The organism is Saccharopolyspora gloriosae, from assembly GCF_022828475.1.
Taxonomy (GTDB): Bacteria; Actinomycetota; Actinomycetes; order Mycobacteriales; family Pseudonocardiaceae; genus Saccharopolyspora_C; species Saccharopolyspora_C gloriosae_A.
Map to the genome: position 1 here is coordinate 6,049,367 of NZ_CP059557.1, position 17,421 is coordinate 6,066,787.

Annotated in this window: 20 protein-coding genes and 1 riboswitch; of the genes, 9 read left to right on the top strand and 11 right to left on the bottom strand. The window is 66.0% G+C overall.

Features of this window, described 5'->3' with window-relative positions; translation table 11 throughout:
• Positions 1-77 precede the first annotated feature (77 nt).
• The 4 genes from H2Q94_RS26555 to H2Q94_RS30580 all read left to right on the top strand — a co-directional run bounded on the left by H2Q94_RS26555 (position 78) and on the right by H2Q94_RS30580 (position 3,385).
• A complete protein-coding gene (locus H2Q94_RS26555) occupies positions 78-1,229 on the top strand; it encodes a LolA family protein (protein WP_243789882.1) in 1,152 nt (383 codons plus the stop codon).
• Entirely contained in the window at positions 1,229-2,206 is a 978-nt protein-coding gene (locus tag H2Q94_RS26560) for an ABC transporter ATP-binding protein (RefSeq protein ID WP_243789883.1), read from the top strand. The genes H2Q94_RS26555 and H2Q94_RS26560 overlap by 1 nt, the downstream gene beginning before the upstream one ends.
• Entirely contained in the window at positions 2,203-3,081 is an 879-nt protein-coding gene (locus H2Q94_RS26565) for an ABC transporter permease (RefSeq protein WP_243789884.1), read from the top strand. Before H2Q94_RS26560 ends, H2Q94_RS26565 begins: the two co-directional genes overlap by 4 nt.
• Positions 3,082-3,259: 178 nt before the next feature.
• Complete coding sequence (locus H2Q94_RS30580) at positions 3,260-3,385, top strand: hypothetical protein (protein ID WP_258718633.1); 126 nt, start codon at positions 3,260-3,262, stop codon at positions 3,383-3,385.
• 9 nt (positions 3,386-3,394) lie between these two features.
• Here the strand turns inward: H2Q94_RS30580 and H2Q94_RS26570 are convergent, their stop codons facing one another.
• From H2Q94_RS26570 to H2Q94_RS26580, 3 genes are read right to left on the bottom strand one after another with little or no spacing between them, the layout of a single operon-like run.
• Positions 3,395-4,432, bottom strand: a complete 1,038-nt coding sequence (locus tag H2Q94_RS26570) for an ABC transporter ATP-binding protein (RefSeq protein ID WP_243789885.1) — start codon at positions 4,430-4,432, stop codon at positions 3,395-3,397.
• Positions 4,432-6,027 (bottom strand): ABC transporter permease, encoded by a 1,596-nt coding sequence (locus tag H2Q94_RS26575; RefSeq protein ID WP_243789886.1) that lies wholly within the window; start codon positions 6,025-6,027, stop codon positions 4,432-4,434. Before H2Q94_RS26575 ends, H2Q94_RS26570 begins: the two co-directional genes overlap by 1 nt.
• Complete coding sequence (locus H2Q94_RS26580; protein WP_243789887.1) at positions 6,024-7,070, bottom strand: thiamine ABC transporter substrate-binding protein; 1,047 nt, start codon at positions 7,068-7,070, stop codon at positions 6,024-6,026. Before H2Q94_RS26580 ends, H2Q94_RS26575 begins: the two co-directional genes overlap by 4 nt.
• Before the next feature lie 46 nt (positions 7,071-7,116).
• A riboswitch (TPP riboswitch) is annotated at positions 7,117-7,227 on the bottom strand.
• A gap of 69 nt (positions 7,228-7,296) precedes the next feature.
• Between H2Q94_RS26580 and H2Q94_RS26585 the strand changes: the two genes are divergently transcribed.
• On the top strand, positions 7,297-7,590 hold the full coding sequence (locus H2Q94_RS26585; RefSeq protein ID WP_243789888.1) for a 4a-hydroxytetrahydrobiopterin dehydratase: 294 nt from the start codon (positions 7,297-7,299) through the stop codon (positions 7,588-7,590).
• A 36-nt stretch (positions 7,591-7,626) separates the two neighbouring features.
• Here H2Q94_RS26585 and H2Q94_RS26590 read toward each other — a convergent pair whose 3' ends face one another.
• A complete protein-coding gene (locus H2Q94_RS26590; RefSeq protein ID WP_243789889.1) occupies positions 7,627-8,583 on the bottom strand; it encodes an FAD-dependent oxidoreductase in 957 nt (318 codons plus the stop codon).
• Between the two features lie 533 nt (positions 8,584-9,116).
• Between H2Q94_RS26590 and H2Q94_RS26595 the strand changes: the two genes are divergently transcribed.
• Complete coding sequence (locus tag H2Q94_RS26595; protein ID WP_243789890.1) at positions 9,117-9,548, top strand: DUF6157 family protein; 432 nt, start codon at positions 9,117-9,119, stop codon at positions 9,546-9,548.
• Positions 9,549-9,744: 196 nt separating this feature from the next.
• Here H2Q94_RS26595 and H2Q94_RS31045 read toward each other — a convergent pair whose 3' ends face one another.
• A complete protein-coding gene (locus H2Q94_RS31045; RefSeq protein ID WP_397545381.1) occupies positions 9,745-10,347 on the bottom strand; it encodes a site-specific integrase in 603 nt (200 codons plus the stop codon).
• A 359-nt stretch (positions 10,348-10,706) separates the two neighbouring features.
• Between H2Q94_RS31045 and H2Q94_RS31130 the strand changes: the two genes are divergently transcribed.
• Positions 10,707-10,892 (top strand): FDXHR family putative zinc-binding protein, encoded by a 186-nt coding sequence (locus H2Q94_RS31130; protein ID WP_475274567.1) that lies wholly within the window; start codon positions 10,707-10,709, stop codon positions 10,890-10,892.
• Between the two features lie 154 nt (positions 10,893-11,046).
• On the top strand, positions 11,047-11,952 hold the full coding sequence (locus H2Q94_RS26600) for a hypothetical protein (protein WP_243789891.1): 906 nt from the start codon (positions 11,047-11,049) through the stop codon (positions 11,950-11,952).
• Between the two features lie 441 nt (positions 11,953-12,393).
• On the opposite strand, the gene H2Q94_RS26605 is transcribed toward H2Q94_RS26600, so the two are convergent.
• The 4 genes from H2Q94_RS26605 to H2Q94_RS26620 form a co-directional block, all read right to left on the bottom strand.
• Positions 12,394-12,576: a hypothetical protein gene (locus H2Q94_RS26605; protein ID WP_243789892.1), complete on the bottom strand. Its 183-nt coding sequence runs from the start codon at positions 12,574-12,576 to the stop codon at positions 12,394-12,396.
• Positions 12,577-12,690: 114 nt separating this feature from the next.
• Complete coding sequence (locus H2Q94_RS26610) at positions 12,691-13,035, bottom strand: hypothetical protein (RefSeq protein WP_243789893.1); 345 nt, start codon at positions 13,033-13,035, stop codon at positions 12,691-12,693.
• The gene (locus tag H2Q94_RS26615) at positions 13,035-14,747 is read right to left on the bottom strand and encodes an alpha/beta hydrolase (RefSeq protein ID WP_243789894.1); all 1,713 of its coding nucleotides are present in this window, start codon (positions 14,745-14,747) and stop codon (positions 13,035-13,037) included. Before H2Q94_RS26615 ends, H2Q94_RS26610 begins: the two co-directional genes overlap by 1 nt.
• Positions 14,748-14,768: 21 nt before the next feature.
• Positions 14,769-15,044: a hypothetical protein gene (locus tag H2Q94_RS26620; RefSeq protein ID WP_243789895.1), complete on the bottom strand. Its 276-nt coding sequence runs from the start codon at positions 15,042-15,044 to the stop codon at positions 14,769-14,771.
• Between the two features lie 456 nt (positions 15,045-15,500).
• Between H2Q94_RS26620 and H2Q94_RS26625 the strand changes: the two genes are divergently transcribed.
• A complete protein-coding gene (locus H2Q94_RS26625; protein ID WP_200073257.1) occupies positions 15,501-15,692 on the top strand; it encodes a MerR family transcriptional regulator in 192 nt (63 codons plus the stop codon).
• 212 nt (positions 15,693-15,904) lie between these two features.
• Here H2Q94_RS26625 and ychF read toward each other — a convergent pair whose 3' ends face one another.
• Positions 15,905-16,981 carry a redox-regulated ATPase YchF gene (gene ychF / locus H2Q94_RS26630; protein WP_243789896.1) on the bottom strand — a complete coding sequence of 359 codons (1,077 nt, stop codon included), beginning with the start codon at positions 16,979-16,981 and terminating at the stop codon, positions 15,905-15,907.
• A 96-nt stretch (positions 16,982-17,077) separates the two neighbouring features.
• On the bottom strand, positions 17,078-17,311 hold the full coding sequence (locus H2Q94_RS26635) for a hypothetical protein (RefSeq protein ID WP_243789897.1): 234 nt from the start codon (positions 17,309-17,311) through the stop codon (positions 17,078-17,080).
• Positions 17,312-17,421: the final 110 nt, after the last annotated feature.

A 17,421-nucleotide genomic window follows, 5' to 3' on the forward strand; every position in this document is an offset into this window, starting at 1 on the left:
CACCTGGGGTGTTCTCAGGTCCATCTCAGTTCGGCAGGGCCACGCTCACGGCAGCGGATCAACACCAGGAGGACCGCATGAAACGCAGGAACGTCGTGTTCGCCGCTTCGGCCGGCGGGCTGGCCGGGCTGCTCGGCCTGACCGTGCTCACCTTGCCCGCCGGCGCGAACGAGGACCCGCAGCTACCGCCGGTCGCCCCGGAACAACTGGTCGAGTCGGCGCTGACGGCGACTCCCCCGGCGCTGTCCGGAACGGTTCGAGTGGACAACGCACTGGGGCTGCCGTCGCTGCCCGGCGCCGAAGGCGGTGCCGCCTCGATGCTCGCCGACGGAACCAGCACCCTTCGCGTGTGGAACGACGGGCAGGGCCACAAGCGGGCCTCGGTCCCGTCGGCCTCCGGCGAGGTGACCGTCGTCGACGACGGTGCCACGATCTGGAAGTGGGACTCGCAGTCCCGCACCGCCACCAAGGGCGACAAGCAGCAGCACGGGCCGGGAGCGCACCCGGGTGGTCCTGGCGGCCACGGTGCGGACGCCGCGGCGCAGGACCCGGCGACGCTGTCCCGGGAAATCGTCGGACAGTTGCGTCAGACCAGTGACGTCGCGGTCGACGGCACTGCTCGGGTCGCCGGCCGGGACGCCTACGAGCTGGTGCTGACGCCGAAGCCGACCGAGCGCACCGTGCTGCGCGAGGTCCGGCTGGCGGTGGACGCGCAGACCCGTTCGCCGCTGGAGGTCACGGTCCTGACGAACGGTTCGGATGATCCGGCCTTGCGCGCCGGTTTCTCCGATCTCGACCTCTCCCAGCCGGACCCGGCGATGTTCCGCTTCACCCCGCCAGAAGGCGCGAAGGTCGAGGATCAGGCCAGCGGCGAGCGGTCCCCGGAGAACCGCCCGGAGAACCGTCCGGAGCACCCGGCCGGGCACCATCCGACGGTGGTCGGAGACGGCTGGGACACGGTGCTGGTGACGCGCTTGCCGCAGACAGCGGAGCACGACGAGCAGCCGGGTCGTCCCGAATCCCCGCACGGCTTCGCGCCGGAGCGCGGTGGCGAGCGGATGGATCCGCAGGCACTGGCGCGGCAGCTGGGCAAGCCGGTCAACGGCCCGTGGGGTGACGGCTGGCTGATCAGCACGAAGGTCGGTTCCGCGCTGGTGACCTCCGACGGCCGAGTCGCCGCGGGCGCGGTTCCCGAGCAGGTGCTCACCGCAGCGGTCGGGAATCCGTGATGACCGGGTTGGCCGAACAGGCCGAACAGGTGGGGGCGGCCGCGGTCGCCCCCACCCCGGTCGAGGCGTACGCCGCGCGCACCTCCGGGCTGCGCAAGACCTACGGCGGCACGGTGGCGGTGGCTGGAATCGATCTTGCGGTCCCGCGTGGCGCCGTGGTCGGAGTGCTGGGGCCGAACGGCTCCGGCAAGACCACCACGATCCGGATGCTGCTGGGATTGATCAGGCCGACGGCCGGTTCCGTGGAACTGCTCGGCCACGCGTTGCCCGACGAGGCGGACCGAGTGCTGCCGAAGGTGGGGGCGCTCGTCGAAGGACCGGGCTTCCACCCGTTCCTGTCCGGCAGGGAGAACCTGCTCCGCTGCGCCGCGATGGAACCGAACCTGAAGGGGCCGGACATCCGCTCGGCAGTGGACGAGGCGTTGCGGCGGGTGGGACTCGATTCGGCCGCCGGCCGCCGGTTCCGCGGCTACTCGCTGGGCATGAAGCAGCGGTTGGGGTTGGCCGCGGCACTGCTGGTGCCACGTGAACTCGTGGTGCTGGACGAGCCCACGAACGGCTTGGACCCGGCGGGCACCCGGGAGATCCGGCAGATCATCGCCGAGCTGCACGCGGTGGGCACGACGGTGCTGGTGTCCTCGCACCTGCTCGCCGAGGTCGAGGCGACCTGCACCCACGTGGCCGTGATGCATCGCGGCACGCTGGTCGCGCAGGGACCGCTCGCGGACCTGCTCGAATCGGGCGGCCCGCACCTGATGATCTCCACCCCGGATCTCACCGCCGGTTTGGAGGCATTGCGGGACAACGGAATCTCCGCTCGAGTCGAGCAGAACGCCCTGCGCGTGGATTTGTCCGAAGTGGATGCTCCCGGGGTGCTGGCGACCCTGGTGCGCGCGGAGGTCGGAGTGCACGAGGCTCGGCGCGGGCGCGCGGGCCTCGAGGATCTGTTCGCCCGGCTCACCGAGGAGGAGTCATGACCGCGACCGCATCCGCCGAGGGCGCTCCGGCTGCGGCCGCCCCGGCACCCGCCGGGCGCAGGTCGGCACCGCTGGGGCGGGTGCTGCTCGCCGAGTTCCGCTGGGTGCTGCGCCGACCGCGCAACCTGCTCGCACTGCTGATGCTGGCGGGGTTGCCGGTCCTGATCGGGGCGGGGATCGCACTGACCAGCGGGCCGGGACCCGGTGGCGGCCCGGGCCTGCTCGGCTCGGTCGCGGGCAACGGGCTGGTGCTTCCGGTGGCGAGCATCCTGCTGGCGCAATCGATGTTGCTGCCGCTGGTGGTGGCGATGGTCGCGGCGGACGCGATCGCGGGCGAGGCGTCCCACGGCACGTTGCGCGGCCTGCTGATCGCCCCGCTCGGCCGGGTTCGGCTGGTGGGCGTCAAGTACGCGGGCGTCCTGCTGATGGTGCTGCTCTCGGTGTTGGTGCTCGCCGTCAGCGGCCTGCTCACCGGTTTGATCATCGTCGGCGGGGACGGCTTGGTGACGTTGTCCGGGACGACGCTCTCGATGGGCGCCGCGCTGGGCAGGATCGCGCTGGCCGTGCTCTGGTGCGCGGCGCAGATGGCGGCGATCGGTGCGGTGGCGCTGGCGCTGTCCTCGCTGACCGAACATCCGCTGGTGGTGATGGCCGGGACGATGGCGGCGCTCATCGTGTTCGGCGTGCTGGGAACGGTGCCGTCGCTGGAGTGGATGCGCCCACTTCTGATCACCACGGACTGGTCCGCCGTGATCGACGTCCTGCGGGATCCGATCTTCACGGACACGTTGTCCACGGGCCTGCTGCGTGCCGGTTGCTACTTGGTCATCGGCCTGTCCGCAACGGTGCTGCGCATGGTCACCCGAGACGCCTGACCCGTACCCGCCTGAGCATTCGCGCCTCGCGGAGGCTCAGGCGGGTCACGCGCCCCGAGCCCGAAATGCGGCTACCGGCACACCCCAGCGCGGCAGCGGCTGCGGTTCGGCCCAGCGTGGACGTGTTCGTGCAGCCCGCCGCTCGCGGTCACGCGGTGGGCGCGGGCTGGTCCGGGCCGTGATCGAAGAAGACTCCGGCCGGGGCTTCCGCTGGATGCTGCACACGGCGGACGCGCACGGCCTGTACGAGCGGTTCGGATTCGCACCACCCGACTCGGATTTCGTGGAGCGCCCGTTCGGCTGACCGAACTCCTCAGTCACCGCCGATGAGCGCGACGCCATCGGGGTCCAGCGTCAACCGCACCTCGTCCCCGACGGACGGGGCGTCGGCGATGTGGGCGACGGCCTCCACTTGGCCGAGGTCGGGCACGTTCACGGCGAGCCGCACGTGGTCGTGCCGGTGGACCCGTTCCCGCACCGTGCCGAGCGGTTCACCCACGCCGGGAGCGCCAGGCCGGACCCGGCGGGCACGCACGCCGGCGGCCCGCAGGCCGAGCCGGGCGTCGCCGTCCTTCGCCGTGACCTCGACCGTGCCCAGTGCGCAGGTGGCCGCCCCGTCACGGACGGCCGCGGGCAGGAAGGTGGTGCAGCCCAGGAACGCGGCCACCTCGTCGTCGGCCGGGTGCCGCCACAGCAGTTCGGGTGTGTCGGCTTGCAGGATCGTGCCGTTCGCCATGACGGCGACTCGATCAGCGAGGGTGAACGCCTCGTCATGATCATGCGTCACGACGAGGGCGGTCGAGGGTCCGCGCCCGAGCAGCGCGGCGAGGTCGACGGCGAGCCGTTCCCGGAGCATCCGGTCCAGTGCGGAGAGCGGCTCGTCCAGCAACAGCAGTTCCGGGTCGGCGGCGAGGGCGCGGGCGAGCGCTACCCGCTGGGCCTCACCGCCGGAGAGGTCGGTGACTCGGCGTTGGCCATATCCGGCGAGTCCGACCAGCTCCAGCAGTTCCGCGACGCGCGCGGTTCGGTCGGCTTTGCTCACGCCACGCATCCGCGGCCCGAATGCCACGTTGGCCGCCACGTCGCGGTGCGGGAACAGCTGACCGTCCTGGAAGACCATGCCGAACCGGCGTTGGTGCACCGGGACCGCGGCGAGGTCGCGCCCGTTCCACCGGACCGCGCCCGAGGTGGGCCGTTCCAGTCCGGCAACGGTGCGCAGCAGCGTGGACTTGCCGCAGCCGGACGGGCCGAGCAGGGCCAGCACCTCGCCGTCCAGCAAGGAGATCTCCACATCACGCACCGCCGTCGTGTCGCCGAAGCGGACGGTGAGCCCGTGGACTTCCAAACCCATCAGAATTCCTCCACGGCGTCGGTACGCCCCCGGAGCCGCTCGATGAGCACAACACCGAGCACGGTGACGATCATCAGCAGCGCACAGGCGGCGTAGGCGAGTTGCGAGTTGAGCTCGCCGGGTCTGCCGAGCAGCCGGGCGATGGCGACGGGCAGAGTCGGCGCGTCGGGCCGGGCGAGGAAGCTGGTGGCGCCGAACTCGCCGAGCGCGACGACGAAGCCGAATCCCGCCGCGGCCAGCACGGTTCGTGCGGCGAGCGGGACGTCGATCTCGCGCCGGACCCGCCACGGCCCGGCTCCCAACGTCGCGGCGGCCTGCCGAAGTCGTTCGTCGATGGCCCGCAACACCGGCAGCACCATGCGGATCACCAGCGGCGTCACCACCAGTGCCTGCGCGAACGGCACCAGCAGTGGCGAGGTGCGCAGGTCGCCCGGCAGCGAACCGAGCGTGATCAAGTATCCGAATCCGACGGTCACCGCGGACACGCCCAGCGGCAACATCAGGGCCAGGTCGAGGCTTTCGGCGACGAACCGTCGCCGTACGGCCACGAGCACGAAGGACGCGAGCAGGCCCAGCAGCAGCGCCATCCAGGTCGCGTCGGCGGCGGTGCGCACCGAGTTCAGCGCCGCTTCGAGCCCGGTCACCTCCAAGGTCCCGTGCTGCCCAGTGCCCAGCAACGCCCGATACCCCGCAAGCCCCCTACCGTCCCTTGTGGACACTGATCGCAGCAGCAACGTCACGATCGGCGTGAGCAGCCCGCACAGCACGACCCCGGCGAGGGCAACGACGCACCACTCCCCTCCTTGCGGCCGTCGAGCCGTGTCGGACGGCGCACGCAGCCGCAGCGCGGTCTCCCGGCGCCGCCGCGCGATGGTCGCCACCAGCAGCGCGGCGACGACGGCTGCGAGCTGCAGCAGCGACAGCGCCGCCGCGCCGGGCAGGTCCAGCAGCTGCACCGTGCGCAGGTAGATCTCCGTCTCCAACGTCCGCAGCTCACCGCCGCCGAGCACCAGCACCACCCCGAAGCTGGTGGCGCTGAACAGGAACACGACGGACGCGGCGGACCCGAGCGCGGGCAGCAGCGCGGGCAACGTCACCGAGGTGAACGCGCGCATCCGGCTCGCGCCGAGCGACCGGGCGGCGTCCTCCATCCGCCGGTCGAGGTGGCTCCACAGCCCGCTGACGGTGCGCGCCACGACTGCGACGTTGAAGAACGCGTTGGCCAGCACGATCGCCAGCACCCCGGCGTCAGCGCCGAACAACGCCCGGAACGCCATGCCCACCACGATCGTCGGCAGCACGAACGGCACGGTCACCGCGACCCGCAGCAGCCCCCGGCCGGGGATCACGAGCCGGGACAGCACGTAGGCCAGCGGCAGTCCCGCGAGCAGCGCGACGGCGGTGGACGCGGCGGCCTGACCGAGGGTGAACCCCACGAGCCGCCACGTCGACGGCTCGGCCAGCACCGTCCCGACGTCGCCGCGCAACCCCAGGCCGATGATCGCCGCGACGGGCCAGGCGAAGAACAACCCGAGGAAGCCGAACACGATCACCGCGGCCAGCGCCACCGGCAACCGCCTGCGCATGTCGTTCATCCCCGCACCAGGGTCCGCCACTGCTCGACCCACCGGTCCCGGTTTCGTTCCACTTCGGCCGCGGGCAGCTCCGTCGGCTGCTGCGGCAGCGGCGCGCTCGTCGCCCAGCCGGGCGGCAGCGCCACGCCGTCGACGGCCGGGTACACGTACATCTGCTCCGGCATCTGGGCTTGGAATTCGGGTGAGAGCAGGAAGTCCACGACTTCCCCGGCGGCCTGCGGGTCTTTCGCCCCGGCCAGCACACCGGCGTATTCGACCTGCCGGTAGCAGGTGTCGAGCAGCGCCCGGGTGCGCGGCTTGCCGTTCTCGTCGACCTCCGCGGCGGGTGAGGAGGCGTAGGACAGCACGATCGGCCGCGGCCCTTGCCCGGTGGATCCGGAGAACTCCTGGCTGTAGGCCTCTTCCCACCCGGACGACAGTGTGACGCCGTTCGCGGTGAGTTCCCGCCAGTAGTCCTGCCAGCCTGGTTCGCCGAAGGCGGCGACGGTGCCGAGCAGGAACGCGAGTCCCGGCGAGGAGGTCGTCGGGTCCGGTAACGCGACCAGGTCGCGGTAGCGCGGGTCGGTGAGGTCGCGCAGCGTCCGGGGTTCCGGCGTTCCGTGCCGGGCGAACCACCCGGTGTCGACGTTGAGGCACACGTCGGCGACGTCGATGGCGGTGAGGCGGTGCTGCTGGTCCTGCGCGTACCGCTGCGGCCCGCGGTCGGCGGCGGCGGGCCGGTACGGCGCGAACACGTCTTCGCGGAGCGCTCGGGACGCGAACGTGGAGTCGACGCCGTAGGCGACGTCACCGAGCGGGGCGGCTTGGGACAGCGCCAGCTTGTTGGTCAGCTCGCCCGCGTCGCCGCTGTTGCGGACTTCCAGCTTGATGCCGCTGCGCCGTTCGAAGTCGGCGAGCACCGCCGGGTCGGCGACGAACGAGTCGTGCGCGACGAGGGTGACGGTGCGCGCCGCGGAATCCGGATCGGGGCTTCCGATGAGCGAGCACCCGGTGGCGAGCGAGGCGACCGCGAGGGCGGCGCCCCAGCGCAGGTAACGGTTCAACGGTCCTCCCGAGTAGCACACCGGCAACGGCCACGTGTGCAACGTCGAGCTGATCGCAACACCTCCCTGCGCCGGCATGATCCGGTTCAGGTGCGGACGGTCGAGGGGATTCGCCCCTCCTCTCAGCCCAGCGCGCTGGACTCCCGTGGCGACGGCAGTCTACGTGTCACCACTCCGACGGGGGCCGACGGTCGCAATCCGGCCGATCGACTACCACCATGAAGGCATGACCGAACTGCTGAACGACACCCAGGTCTCCGAAGCGCTGTCCCGGCTGCCGGAGTGGACCCAAGACGGCACCAAGATCACGCGGACGGTGGAGTTCGCGAACTTCCCGCAGGCCATCCAGGGCGTGAACCGGATCGCGGAGATCGCGGAGAGCGAGAACCACCACCCGGACTTCGACGTGCGCTGGCGCAAGGTCACGTTCTCCCTGTCGACGCATTCGCAGGGCGGCCTCACGTCGAAGGACATCACGCTGGCCGAGGAGATCGACGGCGTCGTCGACGCCCTGTCCTGACCCGGGTCCGTGCAGGCGAGCAGCTGCGCAGGCTCCTCATCCGGAGAGGACCAGTTCGGCGGCTTCGGCGGCACAACCCCAGGACAACGCGACGCCGCAGCCGGAGTGCCCGTAGTTGTGCACGACGGTGCCGCCGAACCGCTCGCTCTCCAGCCGGATCGCGTCCCGGCCCGGCCGGAGTCCGACGGCCTCGCCGAGCACTTCGGCTCCGGCGAGCAGCGGTTCGACGTCCGCGCAGCGCCGCAGGATGGCGGCGGTGATCTCCCGTTCGGGGGTGCGGGACCAGTCCTGTTCGAAGGCGACACTGCCGAGCACCACGCGGTCGCCGTGCGGCATGTACGCGGTGGGTTCGGTGCCCGGGCCGATTTCCACGAAGTAGTCGGTGATGCCGGGGTTGCGCACGATGACGTGCTGGCCCCGCACGGGGCGCACTCCGGGATCACCGACGAGTTCGTGGGCTCCGACCCCGGTGCAATTGACCACTCGACTCGCTTCCTCGACCGCTTCGGTCAGGGAGGACACCGGGCTGAGCAGCAGTTCCCCACCTGCGGCCAGGAATCTCGCGGTGAGGTGGTCCAGGTAGCGCGGCATGTCGATCAGCGGAACGGTGGCCCGGTAGCCGCTGAGGAACCCGTCGGGCAGTTCATCGGGCGTGCAGCGGCGCAGGTCGGGCAGCAGCAGCGCTTCGGGCGGCAGCTGGTCGCCGAGGTCGATGCGAGCGGCCATCCGACCGGCGGCGAGGTGCACGCCGCTGGTGTCGTCGGCGGCGAGTTCGACGAGCCGCCGGTAGGTGTCGGTGACCCAGGTCTGCACGCGGTCGGCGGGTTGCAGCAGCGCCGGCCCCCACATCGCCCCGGCGACGGCCGAGGTGGTTTCCGCGGACCGTTCGTCGGTGCGGATGCGCACCGGGACACCGGATTCGGCGAGGACCACCGCGGTGCTGAGACCGATCACTCCGGCACCGATGACCAGGACGGGCTCGGTAGTAGTCATTTCGGCACGCTAACAGCGCTTCCCACTGCACACGGACCGCTTCGACGAACCGTTCCGCCGCGCCCGCCTTCCGGCGGCGGAGCGGGGCTGCTCGGGCGATCCGATGCGGGGGCGCCCGCCGCATTGCGCACACGGCGGGCCATCCCGCGAAAGCACGGATTCAGCCCACTAGTCCTCAAGAATGGTGATCGTTCCGGTGTCACCACAGTTGCCACAACCTTTGCCGTTGCAGTCCCCGCAGATCAAGGTGATGAGCAGCATGCGCACAACCTAAAGCGGCGGGTAACGGCATGCGAATCATGACGCCCGGCGCCTCTACCAGGCGCTGAACAGCACCAGCGCTCCGCTACCAACACCTCGCAACGTTTCACTCGAAAGTGCCGAATCGACAATCCGACACTGAAGAGAATCACGCCTGAGGCGCGCTCCAACCCCCGATCAGGGGTCAACCGATCGACAATGGCAGCAATCGTTTCCCAGCAAGGTCCATCGGGTCCGAACCGCGACAGGTCTCCGGGGACTAAAGTCGCCGTATGGAACGGGTGGATTACGTGGACACGTTCATCGCCGTGGCCGAGGACTGCCCGGCTACGACGGGAACGCCTCCCCCGGTCAAGGACGATGCTCCCTCGGTGGCGGCGCGCACCTATCGGTTGATCTCCGCGCATCCGTACGAGTTCACTTCCGGCGATGTCATCTTCACCGTCTTCGCGGATCGGCACGCGATCCCGGACGAAGATCGGGTCAATGCTCGCCTCGAGTTCTACGCACGCAGCCAACCGTGCCTGCGTTCATCGCAGCTCGGCAAGCGCTACGGCTGGGGCATCCACGCCGACGCCCGTGGCCACCTGGCCCTGTACGCCGTGGACGGTCCGGAGTACGCGGACTTCGTCTCGGGGCGGCGATTCAGCGATTCGGGAGAGCCGCTCACGCTCACGGAAGCCATGCGAAGCTCGCGCGCGTGATCAGGCACGTCGCCACCAGCCGGACACACGTCGGCGATGTCGGCAAAAAAGACCGGCACCCGAAAACGCACGGGTGCCGGTCATAACGTCGTCTACTACACGTTGAAGCGGAACATCTACCCCATATGCTTTGACCTGCAAAGATGGAATGTCGATCTTTTCGGGTCAGCACAGAACCAGCACGGGTCAGCACATGTCAGCTCGCAACTGCCTTGAGCGCTGGCCGTAGAGCATCCTGCATGACCGTCCGGAACCTCTCCGGGGCATGCCCGTAGGTATCAGCCGTGACCTTGATCGAACGGTGCCCAAGCCACCGGGACATCTCCAGCAGCGGCACGCCCCCACCAAGCGCAGTGGAGGCGAAGAAGTGTCGTAGGGAGTGCGGGGTGAACAAGGGCTTCACCTTCCCGTCTACCAACACGGTCAGGCCAGCAGCCTCCAGAGCCTTCCGCCAGTGGTAGCCATACGCCGTAGCGGTAGGCATGGTTCCCCTGCCTCGCTCACGTGGCGCAAAGAGAACCTGAAACCCTTCCACATCTGTCACACCCCACTGATCAATATGAGCTTCGATCTCAGCGGACAGGAAGGGCGGTAGCGGAACGTCCCGGCACTCATCCTCCGTCCGATGCTTCAGCGGGACCAACCGTGTCCGGCAATCACCTTGATTGGCCTTGGAACTGACCTGCCGCCGCGACCGCAGGAAGTCGCCCCTGTCGCAGTCAACCGAGAAGCCCAGCGCCTCACTGATCCGGAGACCAGCACCCGCCATCAGCCAGATGCTCAGCGCATACTGACTCAAAGGAACCTTCTGATTTTGAGACCTCTCGCCATTCCTCAGCAGCTTTCTTGAAGTCCAGCTTCCTGAGCACGGTTGAGGACAGCCCTCCGGCTAGCTCCTCGTCGCTAGCCCCAGGGTGGGCCGAATTGCCAGATACCAGGGTCCTCCTTGGTCTACGTCTTTCTGCCATTCCATGCTCACCTGCCAGGGCCAAATATCTTGTGCGATGCCTACCCGTGATAGCTTTAGTCGTTCCTGCTCATCCCTAATAAATCAGCCCCAAATGAGGCGTTGGGGCAACCTACGAAGCTTGGAGCCAAATCATGCCGTCAACCCAGGACCCAACTCAGCGCGTCAATGAGCGTGTGCATCGCTGTCGCATGTGTGCCGTTCGATGGACTGGCGATGACATCATTCACTGTTCCCGATGTCACGTCTCGTGGTCTAGCTGGGAGCTTTTCATAGCACATCAACGTAAGCATGGTGGTTGCCTCAAGCCCTCTGGGATGGAGGCTCCTCCAGTGGAGCAGGTTGAAGGAGTGTTTCGAGAGAAGTTGGAGCGTTAGCGACAGGGAGAGGGAGTCCTCCCCACGTGCTCAGAGATCGGTGTGTATAGCGCCTGCAAGCTTGTGTACAGGTCGGAAGGCGATCTGTTGCACGGGCATCCGCCAATTGCAGACTGATCATTCGCTATAGTTACCTCTCAACCTGGGAGGCAACTTGGTCGAAGTGGGCTATTGGGAAGCCTGGTCCTTATGGTGGTCCGGGGTAAAGCTTGAAGACTTCGCGATGTGGGGTCTTCCGTTCCTATGGTGGGCACGGATCGGGAAACTGCTTCAATTCGCGGGCGGTGCGGTCGTCGTACTGGACCTGGTCGGGACTGACCGTTTACTTCGGTGGAGCCATACCGTACAGCGATTCTCTAAAACGGTTATAGCTGCGACGAAGGCATGGTGGAAGTTCAGCATTCCAGTGAGGTTTGCAAAATTCAGTTCAGCTTCGATACCTTTTGTAGTGCTCTGGGTGGCTGCATTCTTTGTTACGGGCACTGCGGTGGCACGGCGCGTGCTTCCGGAAATCGATACCGCTGCTAAAGTGGCTGTGGCAACTATGTTGCTGGCTGGACTTGTGGCCGCGTCGCTACTGACCGCAATAGGTGGCATTGCATCAATTGTGTGTTTTAGCGTTGTTGTGGTTCCCGCCAATCATGCTAACTTCCGGCGTGAGTACGTCAAGCTCGAAAATACAGTCGTCTACTCGCGGATGCGGACGTACGTCCCGCTGCGCCGCAGACAAGTCAACCGCAGCTTTACTGCGATATCGGCAGTTTGGTTGACGTTCGGCCTAATTTCACTGCTTGTGATGACTTCTATAGGTGGTATCGTTCCTGAGGCGGCTCCTTGGAACATCCCTAAGTGGATCGCAGCTTGGCTTAGCGCTATGGCAGTAATTTGGGGCATTTCGCAAGTCTTGTCTGCGCCGTTCGTCGGCTTCTTCTATGCAATCCGATTGATATTGTTCGGGTTGGCGCATGTGTTTCACTATGATAGCCCTAGACATCCAGCCCGATGGGTTGCGTTCTTTTTGGTAGTGATTGGGTTTCACTTCGACCTACTCGGTTCCTAGCGCTGCTAGGATCACGACGTGACTGGCTGACTGGGGAACCTACCGTCGTGGGTATCGGCTATCGTCGCGTCCTGCGCTCTGATCTTTACTAGCTGGACGGCATACAACTCGCACTGGAGTGCGAGAGCGGCTAGAACTCAAGCACAGATTGCGCTCGATGCGCAGGAAGAACGTAACGAGAAAGATAAGAGCGAGCAGGCTTCGAAAGTAGCTGCTTGGATCGAGCATCGCGGAGATTCTGTCGCGAGCGAATTATATGTAAATTACTTGAATGCTAGCAATCTTCCAGTGTTCGGCCTATCCTGTCGGTTAACTACTCGAACCAGGCCGGACACCTTGGAAGCTGTTGTGGTGCCCTCCAACGAGGCCAAGGAGGTCAGGTACCGCAGTGCGACCGAGTGGGCAAGAGCCTACTCTTACGATCTTTTCGCTGAAGTTCTGTCATCGCTCGGAATGGACCACCTTGAACACGAAGAAGAATTCGGGCACGAGATCGAACGACTGAAAGGTGCGTGCTTTGAAAGTTTCTGTAGCTTGATTGCCCATCGTGGTATTGAGATTCAGTTCACTGACCTTGCTGGCGTGCAGTGGTGCCGCAATAGTGACGGCGACCTGTGTAACCATGGATTCTTGGTGGAATTACCGTACCCTGATCGCTGGGAATGGATGGTCGATATGATGAAGAAGCATATAAGGGATGGCTTGCAACCGATAAGGGATGAGTCGCAGCACTCGAATCTAGGCGGTCCCGACCAGATAAGTGACTAGCGAAACAGAGAGCATGACACCTGTCAATCCGAGCAATGCCCAGAGCGTGCGGCGCAGCCATCCAGTGATGGCGACCAGAACAAGCACCAACCCGACCAGCCACGGCACAATCCATAGCGCGAAAAACATGCCGATGAGCTGTTGGTTTGTCACGCCGGGGCCGGAGTCACCAGGATCGAATCCGGTCAGCGACGCACCGAGGTAGGGGAACCAGCCGACCAAGCTGAGCGCCATGATTAGCCCACCGACTACGATGCCCGTGATCCGTAGCGGTTTGTATTTGATGCCTTGATCGGCTTGGTTCTCTGTCGGCATCACGGTGCTGCTGCTCCTCCGCCGTTCGTGCCCGTCATGATCCGCGCCATGCTCTCACGCGAAGGCGCCTTGTCCCAGTAGTCGCCATGCCCGCCGTTCGGATCTGTCGGCATCACCTGTCCACCGAAAGTCGGGTCGGTGGGGTCGACGCCGTAACGTGCATGGTCGGTACCACCGAAAACAGTTGGTCCCCAGTCGAGAGGGTTCGTGGACGGAGTCCAGTCGATGACGTCGCTTTCCGACTTCGCTGCCCATACGTGGTCGCTGGGTACTCCTAGCTCGCTGGCGTCGTCGACACCGACACCGGGACTACCGAGGAACACGACGTCATCTGCGTGCGACCCGCCGTTCGCCGCGGCCTCCCCGGCCACCGTTGAACCGTAGCTGTGGCCAACCAACGTGTTGTGTGAAGGTGTCTCGCCTTCGTGGGTGACTCGAAGGCCCTCTTGGAAATTCGAGAGATCGCCATGCGCATTCTCCGCGTAGCCGCTGAACGCTGCATTGGGCAACAAGTGGTTGGGAGACTCGTAGTCTGCCCAGGTGATCGCAGCGTTCTTGCCACCCGACAGCTCGTTGGCTCGGTCCAACACCTTGTCGTTCTGTTCGACGTAGTCGGTGGCGTCGCCGAGATCGCTGAAGGTACCTGGAACAAGGGTCATCGTATTGTCAGCGTGGTCCGGGTTACCGTTGGCCATGATGGCTTGTCCGCGATGTTCGGCTGTCGAGTCGATACCGAGCAAGTAGTAATTGCTTGCATCGGCCGATGTGCCCAGCTTGCCCTGCAAGGAATCGATACCGCTGAGTGCGTCACTCAGCTCGTTGATCTGCTTACCCTTTGCCGTGTCACTGTGCCCATGACGTTCAAAATCTTCACGCATCTCGTTCCGAAGCGCGCTGATCTTTCCAGAGATCGCTTGGCGCTGTGATGCGAGGATGGAGCGGTTGGCAACATCGCGCGTGGCTGAGGGAATGCCGTTGGTGTTGCCGACCATGTGCGGGTATCGGTCCATCAGGTCGGCGCGTTGGGCACTGGTCATCGAACCCCACAAGCCACCAACAGCGGCAGGACCCGTCGCAGCCGCCTTCTCGAACATCCCTTTAGTCGCATTGACCGCGCGATCGTCCATCACTGTTGCCGCCTTGGCTAGAGCCATAGCGGCAGGGCTAGTTGCCGCTGCGGCAGCCTGTGCCCAAGTCCCGGCACTGCTGATGTGTCCGAGTCCGTTAGCATTGGCTTTCAGCGCCGCATTCAGACGTTCGTGGGCTGTCTTCTCCATGCGCCGCGCTTGCTCGATGGTTTCGCGAGCTTCTTTATACGCGGCTTGCTGGCGCTTGTTCTCGTCTGGAGGCAACGGCATCGGACCAGGTTCGAGGATGAGCGTGCTTCCCATCATCTTCAGACCGCCGCCGGTTCCAACCTGTCGCGCTTGGTCCATACGCGCCTTGACGGTCGTCAAATCGTCCGCAAACGCGGTCAGCGCCCGATTGATGCCAAGGAACAACTGATCGAGAGCGTCAGCGTCTCGGGCTGTGGTGCCTGCTTTCGCTCGGAAGCCATCGCCCGCTTGCCCTTCCCAATCGGCTTCTGAGCGACTGCGGGTCTGGTGCCAACCGGTCGCGTTGTCTTCAACCCCGGTTGCGAGCCGACGGACTGCTTCGGCTGTTGCCCGGACCGACCCAGGGTCACCGGACACGAAGATATTCAGCGGCATGTGTACTGCGCTCCCCGGTGCTCAGCGCGGACGGATCTGGTTGATCTGATCTGCGTTGGCCGCGTCAGTGTCGAGGTAGACCGCCTTGCCGGAGTGCAGCGCATCGGCGGTCTTGGCGGTTTCCTCGGCAAGACCTGCGGCGGCGCGCATGAGTTCAGCCAGGGTCTCGTTCACGGCCGGACCGGACGGACCTGCATCGGCTTCTGGCGCGGGCTGTGCGTGGGCAAGCTTGCTGCTGGACTGTTCGAGTTCACCGGCCAGGGCAGCTAGCGTCTCCGGATCGACACGGACGTTCACGCGCTTCCTCCCCTGATCACTGCGCGTTGATCAGGGGAGACTGTATCGAACCCGGTATGTGGCAGGGAGCGTAGAACTACGCATCACCCGGTCAGCCGAGTGATGTGTATCGGTGCGCTATGCGGCTTTAGCTTGCTCGTTCGCTGTTGTGCGCCTCCACGGAATGGGCACTGTCTCGAAGCTGGTTACGGGGACGGGCAGCCACAGAGGCACGCTGCTGTGCCCACCACCATTCGGGGTGCTCTCGCTGCACATGGAGTTCGAGGGCATCCAGGCCCCATGACCCGAAGTCCACGAGGGACCGTCCGCAGTCCGCGCCCTTGGCGGGACACGCCCACCATTCCCGGCCGTCGATCACGACCATGGGAAACTGGGACAACTGAGCCATATGGGCCACCATAGCGCATCTGAGTCAGCAACTGAGACAAGTTGCGCCATTCGTGCCACTTTCGGGCCGTGCCCAGGCCAAAGCTGCTCACGTCCAGCCAACTCGCGGATGAGCTAGGTATCTCGCGCCGCTCCGTGGCGCGGTACGTGCAGGCCGGAATCTTGGAGCCAGAGTTCTACACGCCAGGCGGGCAAGGCCGCTTCGACCTTGAGGACTCGAAGCGGCAGCTACGGGAGCACTCCAAGCGCCAAAGGCCGTAGTCGCCCCGGCCGCCACAGCGTTGGATGCCGGGCTACTGGAACGTCCTTTGAGGACTTGATCTAGCTTGCGAACTCATCACCAAGTCAGCACCATCCCGAGCAAAAACAGGAACCCGCCATGACATACCGGGTACGTCAGAGCGGGCTCCCATTTACTGAACAGCGAGTTTGACTTTGTTCACCAGGAGCGGTATAAGCTCGCCGATATTTCGCTACACGTTGAAGCGGAACTCCACCACGTCGCCGTCGGACATGATGTAGTCCTTGCCCTCCATGCGGACCTTTCCCGCGGAGCGGGCGGCGTTCATGGAGCCCGCCTCGACGAGGTCGGCGAAGGACACGATCTCGGCCTTGATGAAGCCGCGCTCGAAGTCCGTGTGGATCACGCCTGCCGCCTGCGGGGCGGTGGCGCCCTGCGGGATCGTCCAGGCGCGGGCCTCCTTCGGCCCTGCGGTGAGGTAGCTCTGCAGGCCGAGGGTGTGGAACCCGGCGCGAGCCAGCGCGTGCAGGCCCGGCTCCAGCTGGCCGACCGATTCCAGCAGTTCGCGGGCCGATTCCTCGTCGAGCTCGATGAGCTCGGATTCGACCTTGGCGTCCAGGAAGACGGCGTCGCCCGGCGCGACCAGGTCCCGCAGTTCCTGCTTGCGGGCGTCGTCGGAGAGCACGCCTTCGTCCGCGTTGAACACGTACAGGAACGGCTTGGTGGTGAGCAGGTTCAGCTCGCGCAGCTCCGGCACGTCGGCCTTGTTCGCGCTGAACAGCGTGGTGCCCGCGTCGAGGATGGCCTTCGCCTCGTTGGCGGCTTCCAGCGCCGGGCGCTTCTCCTTGTTCGTCCGGGCTTCCTTCTCCAGCCGCGGCAGCGCCTTGTCCAGGGTCTGCAGGTCGGCGAGGATCAGCTCGGTGTTGATCGTCTCGATGTCGCTGGACGGGTCGACGTTGCCGTCGACGTGCACCACGTCCGGGTCGTCGAACACGCGGATGACCTGGCAGATCGCGTCGGCCTCACGGATGTTCGCGAGGAACTTGTTGCCGAGGCCCTGGCCTTCGGACGCACCTTTGACGATGCCCGCGATGTCGACGAACGAGACGGTGGCCGGGACCAGCTTCTCCGAGTTGTACAGCTCGGCGAGCTTGGCCAACCGGGAATCGGGCAACGGCACCACACCCACGTTCGGCTCGATGGTGGCGAACGGGTAGTTCGCCGCGAGCGCGTCGTTGCTGGTCAGCGCGTTGAACAAGGTGGACTTGCCGACGTTGGGCAGCCCGACGATTCCGAGGGTGAGGCTCACGGCCCGTGAGTCTAGGTGGTCCGGGGGTCGATCAACGCAGGTGGCCCGGGCACGAGCCGGCACGAGCCGACCCGCACCCGATTGCCGAGCCGCGGCTCAGTCGTCGTCCTGGTCGTCGCCGCCGTTCTGCTCGTTGTCGTCGTCCTGGTCGTCGCCGTCCTGCTGGTTGCCGCCGTCCTGCTGGTTGCCGCCGTCCTCTTGCTCTTGCTGCTGTTGCGGCGGCGCGACGGGGTCGTTGCAGCCTGCGGTGACGGTGAGGGCGAGCATCGCGCCCGCCACCCCACCGACGAGCTTGAGTCCGCGGGATCGTCGAATCATGGATTGAGCCATGACCCCGACATTAGGGATGAACCACTCCACTGTCACCCGCCCCTGCCGAACGCGCCGCCGAGATCAACGATGGCCGGCTCCGGCGAACACCAGCAGCCTTCCCTATACCG